This is a genomic window from Microlunatus elymi, from assembly GCF_007362775.1.
In the GTDB taxonomy this organism is placed as follows: Bacteria; Actinomycetota; Actinomycetes; order Propionibacteriales; family Propionibacteriaceae; genus Microlunatus; species Microlunatus elymi.
Window position 1 is genome coordinate 521,602 of record NZ_CP041692.1, and the last position, 15,616, is coordinate 537,217.

The following is a 15,616-nucleotide window of genomic DNA, read 5'->3' on the forward strand; positions in this document are numbered from 1 at the left end:
TTCTGTGACGGTCGGTCATTTGCTTAGCTGTGAACCAGGTCCGCCCAGGCGATCACGTTGGCGTCGTAGTAGTGCGCTGCGGCGGAGTAGTTGCCGCCGCAGGTGATCAACACCAGTTCCGGTTGATCACTGTGCCGATACACCTGTTCGGTGGGGAAGTGGTTCTTCGGAAAGGTCGCCAGACGGCGTACGGCAAAGACCGCGGTGCTGCCGTCCTTTCGGTTGATCTTGATCCGGTCACCGTGCTTCAGATCGGCGAGTTCGAAGAACGCGCCCTCGGCACCGTTCCAGGTGACGTGCCCGGCCACCACGGCAACTCCGGGCCCGCCGGGCGGGTAGCCGCCGGTGAACCAGCCGACCTGATCCGGATCGGACGGGGTCGCCAGCTCTCCCTTGCTGGTCAGGCCTAGCGGTACGAAGTCCGCATGCACGCCGATCGCCGGGATGTTGATCTTGGTCGGTTCGGAGTCGGTTGCTCGGCTTGGGGACAACGAGCTTCTGTTCGGCTGCTTGTCCGGGCCGACGGAGCTACGAGCAGAAGTGTGCGGACGGGCCGAAGCTCGCGTCGAGCGGCCGGGAGTGGCCGGACGCACGGACGAAGCTGCTGCCGTTGGGGTGGAGTCGCCGAATCCGGCTGCCTGCGGTGGTGCAGGGCGATCGGTGAGTACGGCCGCGGTCACCGCGGTTCCGCCGCCGAGCGCGCAGACGACGGCCGCGATGCCGAGCGCGAGACGCCGTCGGACGAGTGCTCCGCGGACCGACTGGTCGTCGGATCGTCGATCGGTCATCGGTGCCTCACTTGGTTGGATGGTGATCACGGGGTCGGAACTGACGGGTGCCGGTCGCGACGTTCCGCCGGACGATGGCGTTCCTGATCGAAGGCCGTGAGCCGATACGCGCCCGCCCTGAATTTCGGTGTGGTGAGTGCGTATCGGCTCGGCCGTCACCAGGGCCCGGACCCGCGCGCGGTCACCCCGGTCGCCGCGCAGCCGTCCGAACCCCCGCAGATTTCACCGGACGGCCCGGTCCTGGTGCGTCGATGGCGACGTTCAGCGGTTGCTGGACGTCGTGCTGCGGCGGCGGATGACCAGCAGGCCGCCGGCGGCTATCAAGCCGGCGATCCCGGCACCGATGACGAACGGATGATCAACTCCGGCGGTGCTGGCACCACCGGTGTCCACGCTGCCGACCGGCATGATCATTCCGCAGGTGGCGCCGTCGGTGGCCTCCTCCGGAATGCCCTTCAGCCCGGCGGACTTGGCGAAGGTCGACTCGCCCAGTCCCTTCAGGTCGTACTTGTCGTTCCCGTTGGCGTCCACACCGTGCTGCACGATGTGCAGGTCGGTGAGATGGGACAGTGTGCCCGGGGGCAGCTGGGACGGCTTCAACGTGCGCTGATAGTTGAGATCGCCGTTCGCGTCGGCGACGGGCATCCGGTCCACCGCCAGCGCACTCTTCATTGAGGTATCTCCCTTGGTGGTCAGGGAAATGTGGATGTTGCCGTACATCGGAAGGCCCTCTTCGATGCTGATGAAACCGTCGCCGTTCTTGTCAGCGGCGTCCGTCGGGCAGGTGAAGTGCTTTCCGCTGGTGTCGCCGTGGATGTGCTGCGCGTGCGGCATGTTGGGCACCAGGCCGGTGTCGTGGATGGAGACCTTGAGGCCGCCGTTGCCGGTCGGTGTCAGCGTCGCGGTGCCCGAGGCATCGCTGCCCTTGAGCGGATCGAGCCGGACCGACAGGGGGCCGCTGACGGGCTGAGCGCTGGCCGGAGCCGTACCGGCCGCGAGGGCCAGTGGTACCGACAGCGCTGCTGCGGCGGCGATCCGGCGCGTGATGGGATGACGCATGATTCTCCTCTTCGAGGCGGTTGTCGTCCTCGATTCGGAGTCGGCGTACAGATCGGATTGGTGCCGATCAAGATCAATTCCAGACTGGTTGTTCAGAGCGTCTGGACCGCGAACGGATCGGTGGTCGGTTTCGGCGAACCGCCGTCGGGTTCGACGGTGACGCCCAGCGCGGCCGCCGACCGGACGTCGCCGGTCAACACGATCGGCCCGTCCGCCTGATCAAAAGTGCGATCGGGTACGAAATCCTTCGCACCGGCAGACACCCGTACCGTCCACAACTGATAGGTGTGGTCACGGCCCGGCCCCGGTACGTCTTCGGGCACCGCAAGCGCCCCGTTGCGTTTCTCCGAGACGACATAGGTCACCTGCATGCCGTTGGGCGCGACCTGATGATAGATCTTGGCGTCCGGGGCGCCGAGCACTCGAGATATCGCGGCATGGTAGTCCTGTTGTTCCCGATCCAGCTGATGACGCCCGTATGCCCAGCCGCCGAGCGCGACCGCGGCAACCAGGGCAGCGGCGCCGATCACCGCCGCGGCGACCTGGACGACCCGTCGACGGCGGGCCGGCATCCGCACGACGGTGGCATCGGGCGCGTCCTGGCGGACCCGGCCGATCGCGGCCATGACGTGGCCGCGCAACTGCGGCGGCGGAGGTGTTGCGTCGGGCGCGGACAGTTCGGCCACGGTAGGCGCGAAGTCGGTCAGGTCCCGTCGGCAATCCGCACAGGTCTCCAGGTGTGCCTCGAACTGCGCCCGCTCGTCGGCATCCAAAGCATCCAGGGCGTAGGCGGCCAGCAACTGATGCGGATCACTCATCGCTGCACCCCCAACGCGTCCCGGAGCTTGATCAAACCGTCCCTCATTCTCGTCTTCACCGTGCCCAGCGGAATCTGCAACAGGCCGGCGATCTGGGATTGGGTGTAGCCGCCGAAGTAGGCCAGGGTCACCGTTTCACGCTGCAACTCGGTCAGCTGGGCCAACCCGGCGTGCACCCGATCGGCATCCCACTTCCGCTCGGCCGACTCGGCGACCTCGTCGTGCGGCCGCTCGACCTCGCGCCGGCCATAGCGCTGCTCCCGATCCGTCCGGCTCTGCACGGACCGGACCCGATCCACCGCGCGGCGGTGGGCGATAGTCACCATCCAGGCGAGCACGCCACCGCGGTCCTCCCGATAGCGGGTGCAGGTCCGCCAGATCTCGACAAACACCTCTTGGGTCACCTCGGCAGCCAGGTCTGCCGACCGCAGGACCCGCAGGACAATGCCGTACAGCCGCGGCGAGGTGAGGTCGTACAGCTCGGCAAAGGCGTCCTCGTGTCCCAGGCCGCAGCGACGGACCAGCTCATGGAGCCGGTCCTCATCCATACGACCTCCCGATCCCGGCGGACCCGAGCTTTGGCTAGCAGCGTCGTCGGGCACCACGAACAGATTCATCGCCGCCACGTCCCGCTCGGGCCGGGCGGCGGCGTCCACGCACGGGCCGACTCCACCGCGGTGCTGTCCGCAGCCACGATCCAGCACGGTGGGTACCCGGTTGAGGGCTCAGCCGAACGCTGCGATGGTACGCAACGACAGCCGGCCGCACCGGCATCCGATGCGGCGACGTACCACTTCGCAGCTGACACGGACTCCTCGTTCCGGTCGAAGTTGTAGCTGCGATTCGTCGCGGCGACCGGATCGGATTGGTACGTCCGGTCCGCGGTTCCAACTTCACGGGTCAGAACTTGTAGCTGTCCCGACCGGGCACGTACTCGGCGACGGCGAGGGTGGTGTCGCTCTGGCCGTAGTAGGCCAGCCAGCGATCCTTGAACCAGACCAGGCCTTCGACGAAGGTGACGTTGGAGACGAGACCCTCGAGTTCCTCGTCGGTCTGCGGGCGCAGCCACGGCCGGGTCATCTTCGCGATCACTTGGGTCGGCTCGTTCAGGGCGACGGCGATCTGGCCGCAGCGGTAATCCACCCGGGTCGTCTCGCCGGGCTGGGCGCCGTTGATCATGAAGATCATCAGGCCGTCGTCGCTGAGCACCGGCGGTGCGCCGATCTCGACCAGCGACTGATCCCATTCGCCCGGGGTGGGGGCGTGGATCGGTTGATCATTCGGGCACGGCGTCCAGTGGATCAGATCGTCGGAGGTGGCGTAGAAGATCGCGCCCTCGCCGAAATACATGAAGTACGTGCCGTTGATCTTCTCCGGGTAGATCACCCCGGCCTTGCTCCAGGTCCGGCCGGTGTGCCCGGTCACCGGGCCGAACGTGTCGAAACCCTGCGGCAGGATCGGCCCGTACTTGGTCCAGGTGTGCAGATCGGTCGAGGTGGCCAGGCACAGCTGCGCGGTGACCCCGTCGTAGCCGGTGTAGGTGAGGTAGTAGGTCCCGTTGATCTTGGTCACCCGCGGGTCCTCGCAGCCGTGACTCTCGTAGTCATGCTCGGGCGACAGGATCGGCTGATCCTCCCGCTCGAAGTGGTAGCCGTCGCTGCTGGACGCCAAGCCGACGTGGGACACGATGTCGTCGGCGTGCGCCCGGTACAGCAGCAGCACCCGGTCGTCCTCGACGATCGCCGCCGGGTTGTAGAGATTGCCCGACTCCCAACTCTCGCCACGCGGGCGCAGGATCGGGTTTTCCGCGTACGGGGTGAACGGGCCGAGCGGGAACCGCGGAGCTGACACGGAGGGGCCTCACTACGTGCGTGGTCATGATCAACTGGTCCGCGGAATCTTATCGCTGCCGCCCGCGCCGGGATACCGTGAAAATCGAAACATGAGAGTTGCAATTTTCAAGGTATTGTAGGCGAATGATCGGCAGACCCGAGGACGAAGCTCGGCTCCAATCGGCCCTTGGTCGGTCGCCTGTCGTTGTGCTCTCTGGCCCACGGCAAGTCGGAAAGTCAACGCTGGCACGGATGGTCGTCGATCCGCCACGAGCAAACACCTTTGATCTCGAGGACCCGCGAGATCTGTCTCGCCTGGGCGATCCGACGCTTACTCTCAGCGGCCTCGAAGGCACGGTCGTGATCGACGAGGCGCAGCACAGGGGCGATCTGTTCCCGATATTGCGAGTGTTGGTTGACGAGGACCGTCGTCCCGGCCGGTTTCTGGTGCTGGGAAGCGCGTCCCCAGATCTGATTGGCCTGGCTTCGGAGTCGCTTGCGGGCAGGGTGACTGTGCTGGAGCTACCCGGGCTCCGGCTCGACGACGTCGGGGTGTCCCACCTTGATCAGTTGTGGCTTCGCGGCGGTTTGCCGCTGTCCTATCTGGCCGCTTCCGATCAGTTGTCCGCTCAGTGGCGTGATGATTACGTTGCGACGTTCCTGGAACGCGACCTCGGGAACCTCGGCGTTCGAGTGCCGGCAACCACGATGCGCAGGTTCTGGACGATGATCGCGCACTACCACGGACAGTACTGGAATGCCTCCGAACTGGCCCGCTCGCTGGGTGTCAGTCGTCCGACAATCGATCGCTACCTGGATGCACTGACAGATGCCCTGGTGGTTCGGCAACTGCAACCCTGGTACGCAAACCTTGCCAAGCGACAGGTCCGGGCTCCGAAGGTGTACGTCCGTGATCCCGGCTTGCTGCACAGGTTGCTGCAGATCACGGATCGAGAGGATCTGCTCGGTCACCCCAAAGCCGGCGCCAGTTGGGAAGGCTTCATTATCGAGCAGTTCCTCGCTGCCGCTGGCGTAGCCGATCCCCACTTCTGGGCAACCCACAGTGGTGCCGAGATCGATCTTGTCTTCAGCCGGAAGCATCAACGGATCGGGCTCGAGGTAAAGCTCAGTGACCATCCGCGGATGACGCCGTCGATCCGCAACGCGATCGCAGACCTCGAACTGGACCTGGTGCTCGTTGTGCATGCCGGCGCTGACACCTATCCGCTGGCCGATCGTGTCACGGCTGTTGCCGCTGCAGATCTGCTGTCCGGCTCGATGGCTGACTTCTGACCCGCCGCCGTCTGGGATCAGCTCGGTCTTGATCATTCCGTGCTGGTCATCGCCTCCGCTCGGGTCTGGATCTCTTGTACGACCGAAGGATCGGCCAGGGTGGTGGTGTCGCCCAGCTCGCGGTTCTCGGCGACGTCGCGCAGCAGCCGGCGCATGATCTTGCCCGACCTGGTCTTCGGCAGCTCCGGAGTGAACACGATGTTGGCGGGCTTGGCGATCGCGCCGATCACCTTGGCCACGTGATCACGCAGCTCGGTCGCCTTCTGCTGCGAACCTTCCGCGCCGCCCTTCAGCGTCACGTAGGCGACGACGGCCTGCCCGGTCAGCGCATCCTGCCGGCTGGTCACCGCCGCCTCGGCCACCTCGGGATGATCAACCAGCGCACTCTCGATCTCGATCGTGGACAGTCGGTGCCCGGACACGTTCATCACGTCGTCGATCCGGCCCATCAGCCAGTAGTCGCCGTCGGCGTCCACCCGGCAGCCGTCGCCGGCCAGATACACCCCCGGGAATTTGCTCCAGTAGACCTGCCGATATCGGTCGTCGTCGTGATACAGCCCGCGCAGCATCGCCGGCCACGGGTTCTTGATCACCAAGTAGCCGGCCGTGGTGCCCGGTTCGATCTCGGTCCCGTTCTCGTCCACCACCGCTGCTCGGATTCCCGGGAACGGCCGGGAAGCCGAACCGGGCTTGAGAGTTGACACTCCGGGCAGCGGAGTGATCAACACCATCCCGGTCTCGGTCTGCCACCAGGTGTCGACCACCGGCGTCTTTCCGCCACCGATGTGATCGCGATACCAGATCCATGCCTCCGGGTTGATCGGCTCGCCCACCGAACCGAGCAGACGCAGCGACGACAGGTCGTGCCGTTCGGCATACTCCGGGCCCCACTTCATGTGCGAGCGCACCGCGGTCGGTGCGGTGTAGAGCACCGACACCCGGTAGCGCTCGACGATGTCCCACCAGCGATCCTTGTCCGGGAAGTCCGGCGTGCCCTCGTACATCACCGAGGTGGTGCCGTTCACCAGCGGGCCGAACACGATGTAGCTGTGCCCGGTGATCCAGCCGATGTCGGCCGCGCACCAGTACACCGTGTCCGGTTTGAGGTCGAAGATGTAGTAGTGCGTTGCCGCGGTCCCGGTCAGGTAGCCGGCCGTCGTGTGCACGACGCCCTTCGGTTTGCCGGTGGTCCCGCTGGAGTACATCAGGAACAGCAGGTCCTCGGAATCCATTGCCTCACAAGGACATTGGGCCGGATCTCCCGGCTGGTTGTCGGTCACGTCGTGCCACCAGACGTCGCGGCCCTCGGTCATGGTGACCTCGTTGCCGCCGCGCTTGAGCACGACGCAGGTGCGTACCGACGGTGCCTGTGCCATCGCGGTGTCCGCGGTGGACTTGAGGTCGATGATCTTGCCTCTTCGCCAGGCGCTGTCCTGGGTGATCAAATACTCGCACTGCATGTCGACCAGCCGGCCGGACAACGAGTCCGCGCTGAATCCGCCGAACACCAACGTGAACGGCGCCCCGATCCGTGCCAGGGCGAGCATGGTCACGACCGCCTCGGGCACCATGCCGAGGTAGACCCCGACATGGCTGCCCTTGGCGATCCCCAGCTCGCGGAACCCGTTCGCTGCCTGCACCACCAGACGTTGCAGCTCGGCGTACGTGATCACGCGGCGTTCCCCGACCGGCTCACCTTCCCAGTAGTAGGCGACCTTGTCGCCGTGACCGGACTCGACGTGGCGATCAACGCAGTTGTAGCAGGCGTTCAGCTGCCCGCCGACGTACCACTTCGCGTACGGGAGGTCCCACTCGCGCAGGCTGCTGAATGGTGTCGACCAGCTCAGCCGTTCCCGCCCTTCTCTTTCCCAGAAGGCATCCGGGTCCAGCTGGTAGATGTCGGGCTGGGCGTTCGCGTCCTTGATCAACTTCTCGGGCGGCGGATAGCGGCGGTCCTCGGTGAGCAGCGCATCGATGTTCTGGTTGTTCTGGTCGGGCATGGTGTCTTCCTGTGTGAAAGATGATCTTGGAACGGGATCGGGCACAGCACGAGGGTCAGGTCGCGTGCGCCTCGCGACCGGGCGCTGCGGTTGCGCCGGGGGAGTGCGGATGGTCGGTCCACAACGGTTTGCCCACCGGCAGCACGGTGTGGTCGGTCATGGTTCCGATCACCACGGCCGCCGACGCGTACCAGGCGATCAGCGCATCGAGGATCCCTGCGTAGCCGCCGATCTTGGTGATCAACGCGATGCCGGTGAAGTAGCCGATCGCCAACAGGATCTCGGTGATCTCCAGCACCAGGAAGACACCGAAGACCGCGACGTTGACCCGCAGACTCCAGAACATCATGTACGTGTTGAAGATTGCGAACGCGACCACGTACCAGCCGAGGTCGGTGGTGACATCCCCGGCCGGGATCTTGCCGAACAGATCCAGCAGCACGAAGAACGCCAGACTCATCCAGAACGCGCCGTAACTGCCGAAGGCAGCCGCGCCGAAGGTGTTCCGATTGCGGAATTCCCACATGCCGGCGGTGAACTGGGCGATCCCGCCGTAGAAGAACGCCAGCCCGAGCCAGGTGAGATCGGGTGCCCAGCCGGCGTTGTGCACACTCAGGACGAACGTGGTCAGGGCGAAACCGCCCAGACCCAGGGCGGCCGGATCAGCCGGCGCCGGCAGACGGACCAACGTGCCTTCGGTGTCTGCAGCCATGATGCAAACTTCCCTCCGTGGCTCGGCGCAATCCCTCGCAGCCGTGATCGGGCACGGACTGCACCGAATGTGGACAGCTGGACAGGTGACCTCCCCCCTGCGGCTCGCGTCCGACGGGGGCAATCGGTGGCAGGGGGCGCGGCGCGGAAGTCACCGCAGGGCGTCGATGCCTGTCGCTGTGCTCTCGCAAGACGTGCGAGTGCTCGCTCTTCTCGTTATAGATCGGTCCGGTTGGGTTTGCAACCTCGGCCGACGCGTCGGCGGGCTGTTCACAGCCTCGCTGCGGTGACGATCGACCGGTACGTCAGCACAAGCCTGCCCGGTGCGCAAGGATGAGCCCAGGAGGGATCTCGTGACCGACTACTTCGACCTCGGCAGCTACTCGCGTCCGGTCTCGACCCGGTCGCCGGCCGCGCAGACCTGGTTCGATCGCGGCCTGATGTGGATCTACGCGTTCAACCACGGCGAGGCGATCAAGTGCTTTCAGCGAGCCCTCCAGGAAGATCGGCGGCTGGCGATGGCGTGGTGGGGCATCGCGTACGCGCTGGGTCCGAACTACAACAAGCCGTGGGAAGCATTCGGTGACGATGAACTCGACGGCACCGTCCGCGAGGTGTTCTCCGCCACCGCTTCGGCGGTCGAGTTGGCCGACGGTGCGAGTCCGGTGGAGCGGGCGTTGATCGAGGCCCTGCGTACCCGGTATCCGTCACCGGCGGTGATTGATGATCTTGCTGCGTGGAACGCCGGTTTCGCCGAGGCGATGGCAGCGGTGTACGAGCGGTTCGGTGATGATCTCGAGGTGGCGGTGCTGTACGCCGATGCGCTGATGAACCTGACCCCGTGGGCGCTGTGGGATGTCTGCAGCGGCCGGCCGGCCCCGGGATCGCAAGCCCTGTTGATCAAACAGGTGCTGGATCGGGCGCTGACGCTGCCTGGCGGCCAAGATCATCCCGGCGTGTTGCATCTCTACATCCATCTGATGGAGATGTCCGGTTCGCCGGAGTCGGCGTTGCCGGTGGCCGATCGGCTGCGCGGACTGGTGCCGGACGCCGGCCACCTGGAGCACATGCCGACCCATCTGGACGTGCTGGTCGGCGACTACCGCAGGGTGATCAGCTCGAACACCGACGCGATCGCCGCCGATGATCGTTTCGTCGCCCGCGAGGGAGCGATGAACTTCTACACCCTCTACCGCTGTCACGATCTGCACTTCCGGCTCTACGGCGCGCTCTTCGCCGGCAAGAGCGAGGTGGCGTTGCAGACCGCGGCCGCGATCGAGCGCGCGGTGCCGGAAGACCTGCTCCGGCAGCAGAATCCGCCGATGGCCGACTGGGCCGAGGGACTGTTGGCGATGCGGGTGCATGTGCTGGTCCGGTTCGGTCGCTGGCCGGAGATCCTGGCGCTGCCGTTCCCCGACGATCAAGATCTCTACTGCACCAGCACGGCGATGCTGCACTACGCCCGCGGCATCTCGTACGCGATCACCAGCGATCATGATCATGCACTGATCGAGCAACAACGCTTCGGTGATGCGGTCGCCCGCGTGCCCGAAACCCGTACCTTGTTCAACAACACCTGCCAGGACATCCTGGCCATCGCCTCGGCCATGCTGGACGGAGAGATCGCCTACCGCTCCGGTGACATCGAGTCCGGATTTTCTCACCTGCGCAGGGCGATCGAGCTCGACGACACCTTGCCCTACGACGAACCCTGGGGCTGGATGCAGCCCACCCGGCATGCCTACGGTGCGCTGCTGCTGGAACAGGATCGAGTCGCCGAAGCCGAGGCGGTCTACCGTGCTGATCTTGGTTTCGACCCGTCGGTTCCGCGGTCGCAGCAGCATCCCAACAACGTCTGGGCGCTGCACGGCTACCACGAATGTCTGCAACGGCTGGGCAAACACGAACAGGCCATGATCATCAAGCAACAACTCGACTTCGCCCTGGCGCAGGCCGACGTACCGATCGCATCGTCCTGCTTCTGCCGGCTCGACGTCGGTGATCACTGCGCGCCCGGTTGTACGTGTCGGCACTGCGCCGCCGAGTAACCGGAGCCTCACCGAACACCCGCACCACCTGCAGCCAGCCGCACCGGGTGCAGCCGGTGCGGCTGGCGGTAGGTGGTGCGGGAGTGGGGTAGGCGACCTACACGCGCAGCACGCGGGGGCCTTCGGCGCTGTAACGCTGGGCGGTGGTGCGGGAGAGCCGGGTGCCGGTGACGATCCAGGTCAGCTCGGACACATCGGCGAACTTCGCGAACGCGGTGACGCCGAAGCGGGTGTGCTCGCACAGCAGCGCCGACTGCCGGGCCGCAACCATGGCGGCCGCCTTCGCCTGGGCGACCGCCGGATCCGGCGTGGTCAGCCCGCGCTCCAGGGAGACGCCGTTCGCGCCCATGATCGCCAGATCGACGTTCAACTCGGCGAGCATGTCGGTGGCCCACCGGTCGACCGTGCCCATCGTCGTCGGGCGGAGCCGTCCGCCGACAACGATCACATCGTGATCAGTCTGCCGACCGAGTTCGGCAGCAACGGTCAACGATCTGGTCACCACCGTGAGCCGCTGCAGCTTGCCCATCGGCGCGACCAGATCCTCCGGCAACGCTCCCTCGTCGAGGAACACCGTCTCGACGTCGGCCATCAAGGAGACAGCGGCCTCGGCGATCGCCAACCGCTCCTCGGTTCTCGCCTTGCGCCGATGAATCACCGGTGTCTCGTGACGGCCGATGTCGGTCGGGTAGAACGCGCCGTAGGAGCGAACGATCAGCCGCTGCGCCTCGAGCGTGCGAAGATCACGCCGCAGCGTCGCCGGTGAGATGGCGAACAGGTCGGCGATCTCCGAGACGACGGCGCGACCCTCACTGCGTACGTGATGGAGGATCCGCTGCTGCCGGTCGAACGCACGACCCCGATACGAGCTGGACATCTTCGGTGATTTTTCCACAGGGTGGCCAAGCGTGCGAGAAATGATCACCGTTTGGCCGGTCTCTGACCATCGTCCGATCTCAGAACGCCCCTAGATTGATCCGCGTCCTCGTCATCTTGATGCAGATGGGTGGTAGCCGGTGAGCAGCGGAGCAACCGACCTCGGATCGATCACAGCGACAGCCGGCGACCCGGCGAGGGGAACCGACCAGCTCGCCACCACCAGCGCCGATCGGCGCCCGGGTGCCATCCGCCGGAGGCGCCGCAGCTACCTGCTGTTCGCCGCGTTCGCCTTCCCGAATCTGATCCTGATCGCGGTCTTCGCCTACTGGCCGATCATCGAGAACATCTACCTCAGCTTCACCAGCTGGGACTTCATCTCCCCCAAGGCCGAATGGGTCGGCCTGCTGAACTACACCGGTCTGTTCACCAGTTGGTCCTTCCCGGCGACCCTGCTGCGGACGCTGATCTGGGTTGTCGCCGTGGTGGTCATCACCATGGTCATCGGACTGGCACTGGCGCTGCTGTTCTCCTTGCGGATCCGCGGCACGACGGCGGTTCAGACCCTGGCGTTCTCGCCGCACGTGCTGTCCGGCGCGGCGATCGCCACCATCTGGCTGTTGATCTTCGATCCGAACACCGGGCTCAGCCGGCTGATCTTCAACGCCTTCGGCGCCGACTCGCCGGCCTGGATCACCGACTCCTCCTGGGCGTTACCCGCCTTGATCATCGTGTCGATCTGGAAGGGCCTGGGTTTCGTTGCGATCGTCTACCTGGTTGGCATCCAGCAGATCCCTAACGAGGTTCTGGAGGCGGCCCGGATCGACGGAGCCGGTCGATGGTCGACGCTGACGCAGGTCATCTTCCCGCTGTTGTCGCCGACCACCTTCTTCTTGATCATCACGCAGACGATCTCGGCCTTCCAGGCCTTCGACGTGATCGCGATGATGACCAGCGGTGGACCGGCCGGCGCGACCACCACGCTGAGCTGGTTCATCTACGACGAGGCGTTCAACCGGACCAACGTCGGTGTCTCCAGCGCCGCTTCCATGATCATGTTCGTGATTCTGATGGCGATCACCGCGCTGCAATTTCGATTCGTCGAGCGGAGGGTGCACTACTGATGACTGCGATGCCGACGACGGCGATGACGCCCACCAAGCAGACTCAGGACGCGCAAGTGCGGTCGTCAACCCGGCGGCGTACTCCGTGGTGGGGTGTGGTTGCCCTGGTGGTCGGGGCCTTGGTCTTCTTGATTCCGCTGTACCTCTTCGTCAGTACGGCGTTCAAGACGAACGCCGACATCAACAGTTGGCCGCTACGGCTGATCCCCAGATCACTCACCCTGGAGAACTTCGTCAACGCCTGGGAGCTGGCGCCGTTCGGCCAGTTCTTGATCAACTCGGTGGTGGTCGCGGTGATCGGGATGGCGCTGAAGGTGTTGCTGGCGATCTTCACCGCGTACGCGTTCGCCTACCTGCCGTTCCCGAAGAAGAACTGGCTCTTCCTCTTCATGCTGGGCGCACTGATGGTGCCCGGCCACGTCACCCTGCTGGTCAACTACATCACCGTCGGTCACCTGCACCTGGTCAACACCTACGCCGGTTTGATCCTGCCCGGCATCGCCTCCGCGTTCGGCACCTTCCTGCTCCGGCAGTACTTCCTGTCGATTCCGGCGGAGGTGCTGGAGGCAGCACAGTTGGACGGCGCCGGACATCTGCGCACAATCGGCTCGTTTATCGTGCCGATGGCGCGGCCGGCGATCATCACCGTCGGGCTGATCGCGTTGATCGACGAGTGGAACGGATTCGTCTGGCCGTTGATCGTGACCAACTCGGTGAACATGCGGACGTTGCCGATCGGATTGCTGTACCTGAAGGAGAACGACGGCATCAACGACTGGGGTGCGCTGATGGCCGGCACGCTCTTCGTGGTGCTGCCGATGGCGATCGTGCTGCTGCTGGCTCAGCGCTACATCGTGGCCGGACTGGCCGGAAGTGCGGTCCGCCGATGATCACCGCGTGCCGCCGACTCGAACCGATCCGAAGGGAGTCCGTGTGAACGGCATCAAGCTGAACCGTCGCCGGTTGCTGACCGGCGCGGCCGCGGCAACCGCAGGACTGGCGCTGTCCGGCTGCGTCGGCCGCAGTCTCGGCGACTACTCCCAGGTCAGCGGCCAGGTGCCGCCGAAGTTCGCCCGCCGCGATCGGGTGGTGGTGTGGAGCGCCTTCACCTCGCACAACGCAGAGATCCTGCAGGCCATCGTCGACGGCTTCAACGCTTCCCAGCAAGACATCTTCTGCGAGATCCAACTCTTCCCCGGCTACGACGCCCTGGACTCCAAGCTTGCGGCGAGCCTGACCTCGGAGCAGATCCCCGACATCGTCACGTTGAGCGACGTCTCCTGGAATCGCTACTTCCTGGCCGAGACGCTGGAGCCGTTGAGCGGCTACTTCGACGCAGCGTTCACGCCCGACGAGTTTCATCCGCGGTTCCTGGCCGAAGGCACGATCCGGGATGAGATCTACTGGCTGCCGTGGGCCCGTTCGACGCCACTCTTCTATTACAACAAGGACATCTTCGCCGCGGCCGGACTGCCCGATCGCGGCCCGGAGACCTTCACCGAACTGCGCGAGTGGGGCAAGCAACTCAAGGGCTTCACGTACAAGGGCGCCAAGGTCAAGATGCGCGGCTACACCGGGGCCGACGACTGGTACTTCCAGGGTTCGTCCTGGGCGTTCGGCGGTGGCTACTCCGACGGCATGATTCCGAAGCTCGATTCGGAGGAGACCATCTCCTCGCTCGAATTCGATCGTGCCTTCATCCACGATGATCAGATGGCCTACCTGGCCAGCAGCATCAACGGCGACTTCGCCGCCGGAGTGACGGCGACGATCTGCAACTCCACCGGCGCCCTGACCTCACTGCTGGCCGCGGCCGAGTTCGACGTCGGTGCTGCTTTCCTGCCCGTACAGGAAAAACCGGGCGTGCCGACCGGCGGCAGCGGTCTGGCGGTGCTGCGTAACTCCACCAGCGCTCGGAAGAAGACTGCCTGGGAAGTGATCAAATACCTCGCGGACAAGGGTGCACCGGACTGGAGCCTCGGAACCGGCTATCTGCCCGTCACCAAGAGCGCGATCAACTCGCCCAAGATCAAAGCCCGCAACGCCAAGACCCCCGCCTATCAAGTGGCCCAAGATCAACTCGACCGGGCCCGTACACCCGACATCATGCGCCGCTACGTGAACGAGACGATTGCCGAGATGCAGATCGCCCTGCAGAAGGTGTACGCGTCCGATGCCGACCCGGGTGACGTGCTGCATGAAGTCGTACGAGTATTGGAACCGGCGATCAAGCAGACGCTGCCGAAGTATCAACGACTCGTCGCCGGCTGACGCGTCGAACCAGGATTGTCGAGAACCGAGTCCCCACCAGCAGGGCCCCTTGAGGAAAGGATGATTGTGACGTTCGCCGTCGTCGGGCACCGAGGCGCCATGGCCGAAGCCCCCGAGAACACCGTTGCCTCCTACCGCCGCGCCGAGGACATCGGCGTCGAGGAGGTGGAAACCGATGTGCGGATCAGCGCCGACGGACAACTCTTCATGCTGCACGACGCGACGTTGGACCGGGTCGCGGCAACACCCGCCGGGCGTGATCTTGGTCCGGTCGCCGACCTGGAGTGGTCGGTGATTCGCTCGGTCGATGTCGGCGACGGTGAGCGGGTGCCAACCCTGGAAGAGATGTATCAGGTCACCACCCGGACGATCCAGCTCGAGATCAAGGCACTGGAAGCGATCGACGCGCTGCCGGACTTCTTCGGTGAACATCGGGACTACGCCGCGCGGACGATCTTGACCGGCTTCTCGATCGAGGCGATGGCAGCGGTCGCCGAGAAGTTGCCGGAGATTCCACGCGGCATCATCACCTTCAGTTGGAACGAGGCCGACCAGCATCCTGGCGGCTACCAGGCGCTGATCAAGGAAACCGGATCAAGCCGGATCCATTGCGGTTGGGAAGGACTGACTGCGGAGGTCGTCGAAAGGCTGCACGAGGAGGGCTTCCCGGTGCATGTCTGGCCGACCCGCGAGCAGGACGACCTGCGCCGTGCGTTGGAGCTGGGAGTTGACGGGACGACCAGCGACGATCCCCGTACGTTGTTGAGCTGGCTCGCCGCCCTGCAAGAGAGCTGAC

14 protein-coding genes are annotated in these 15,616 nt (G+C 65.2%); 6 read left to right on the plus strand and 8 right to left on the minus strand.

Annotation, left to right across the window (positions count from 1 at the left end):
• Positions 1 to 23: 23 nt before the first annotated feature.
• The 5 genes from FOE78_RS02245 to FOE78_RS02265 form a co-directional block, all read right to left on the minus strand.
• Entirely contained in the window at positions 24 to 788 is a 765-nt protein-coding gene (locus tag FOE78_RS02245; protein WP_143984878.1) for a class F sortase, read from the minus strand.
• Between the two features lie 261 nt (positions 789 to 1,049).
• Positions 1,050 to 1,847: a hypothetical protein gene (locus FOE78_RS02250; protein WP_143984879.1), complete on the minus strand. Its 798-nt coding sequence runs from the start codon at positions 1,845 to 1,847 to the stop codon at positions 1,050 to 1,052.
• A 92-nt stretch (positions 1,848 to 1,939) separates the two neighbouring features.
• The gene (locus FOE78_RS02255; RefSeq protein ID WP_143984880.1) at positions 1,940 to 2,665 is read right to left on the minus strand and encodes an anti-sigma factor; all 726 of its coding nucleotides are present in this window, start codon (positions 2,663 to 2,665) and stop codon (positions 1,940 to 1,942) included.
• A complete protein-coding gene (gene sigK, locus FOE78_RS02260; RefSeq protein WP_210414764.1) occupies positions 2,662 to 3,213 on the minus strand; it encodes an ECF RNA polymerase sigma factor SigK in 552 nt (183 codons plus the stop codon). The genes FOE78_RS02255 and sigK overlap by 4 nt, the downstream gene beginning before the upstream one ends.
• Before the next feature lie 352 nt (positions 3,214 to 3,565).
• Entirely contained in the window at positions 3,566 to 4,516 is a 951-nt protein-coding gene (locus FOE78_RS02265) for a glycoside hydrolase family 130 protein (RefSeq protein WP_143984881.1), read from the minus strand.
• 98 nt (positions 4,517 to 4,614) lie between these two features.
• Here FOE78_RS02265 and FOE78_RS02270 point away from each other — a divergent pair, with 98 nt between their 5' ends.
• Entirely contained in the window at positions 4,615 to 5,790 is a 1,176-nt protein-coding gene (locus FOE78_RS02270; protein WP_210414765.1) for an ATP-binding protein, read from the plus strand.
• A gap of 32 nt (positions 5,791 to 5,822) precedes the next feature.
• Here the strand turns inward: FOE78_RS02270 and acs are convergent, their stop codons facing one another.
• Entirely contained in the window at positions 5,823 to 7,790 is a 1,968-nt protein-coding gene (acs, locus tag FOE78_RS02275; protein ID WP_143984883.1) for an acetate--CoA ligase, read from the minus strand.
• A 55-nt stretch (positions 7,791 to 7,845) separates the two neighbouring features.
• Complete coding sequence (locus FOE78_RS02280; protein WP_143984884.1) at positions 7,846 to 8,502, minus strand: acetate uptake transporter; 657 nt, start codon at positions 8,500 to 8,502, stop codon at positions 7,846 to 7,848.
• A 352-nt stretch (positions 8,503 to 8,854) separates the two neighbouring features.
• Here FOE78_RS02280 and FOE78_RS02285 point away from each other — a divergent pair, with 352 nt between their 5' ends.
• Entirely contained in the window at positions 8,855 to 10,549 is a 1,695-nt protein-coding gene (locus tag FOE78_RS02285; RefSeq protein ID WP_143984885.1) for a tetratricopeptide repeat protein, read from the plus strand.
• Positions 10,550 to 10,646: 97 nt separating this feature from the next.
• On the opposite strand, the gene FOE78_RS02290 is transcribed toward FOE78_RS02285, so the two are convergent.
• Positions 10,647 to 11,474: a DeoR/GlpR family DNA-binding transcription regulator gene (locus FOE78_RS02290; protein ID WP_143984886.1), complete on the minus strand. Its 828-nt coding sequence runs from the start codon at positions 11,472 to 11,474 to the stop codon at positions 10,647 to 10,649.
• A 91-nt stretch (positions 11,475 to 11,565) separates the two neighbouring features.
• Here FOE78_RS02290 and FOE78_RS02295 point away from each other — a divergent pair, with 91 nt between their 5' ends.
• From FOE78_RS02295 to FOE78_RS02310, 4 genes are all read left to right on the plus strand, one after another.
• The gene (locus FOE78_RS02295; protein WP_228266007.1) at positions 11,566 to 12,549 is read left to right on the plus strand and encodes a carbohydrate ABC transporter permease; all 984 of its coding nucleotides are present in this window, start codon (positions 11,566 to 11,568) and stop codon (positions 12,547 to 12,549) included.
• Positions 12,549 to 13,439 carry a carbohydrate ABC transporter permease gene (locus FOE78_RS02300; protein ID WP_228266008.1) on the plus strand — a complete coding sequence of 297 codons (891 nt, stop codon included), beginning with the start codon at positions 12,549 to 12,551 and terminating at the stop codon, positions 13,437 to 13,439. The genes FOE78_RS02295 and FOE78_RS02300 overlap by 1 nt, the downstream gene beginning before the upstream one ends.
• Positions 13,440 to 13,446: 7 nt before the next feature.
• On the plus strand, positions 13,447 to 14,820 hold the full coding sequence (locus FOE78_RS02305) for an ABC transporter substrate-binding protein (RefSeq protein WP_168207333.1): 1,374 nt from the start codon (positions 13,447 to 13,449) through the stop codon (positions 14,818 to 14,820).
• Positions 14,821 to 14,886: 66 nt separating this feature from the next.
• A complete protein-coding gene (locus tag FOE78_RS02310) occupies positions 14,887 to 15,615 on the plus strand; it encodes a glycerophosphodiester phosphodiesterase (RefSeq protein WP_168207334.1) in 729 nt (242 codons plus the stop codon).
• The last annotated feature ends 1 nt before the right edge of the window (position 15,616 follow it).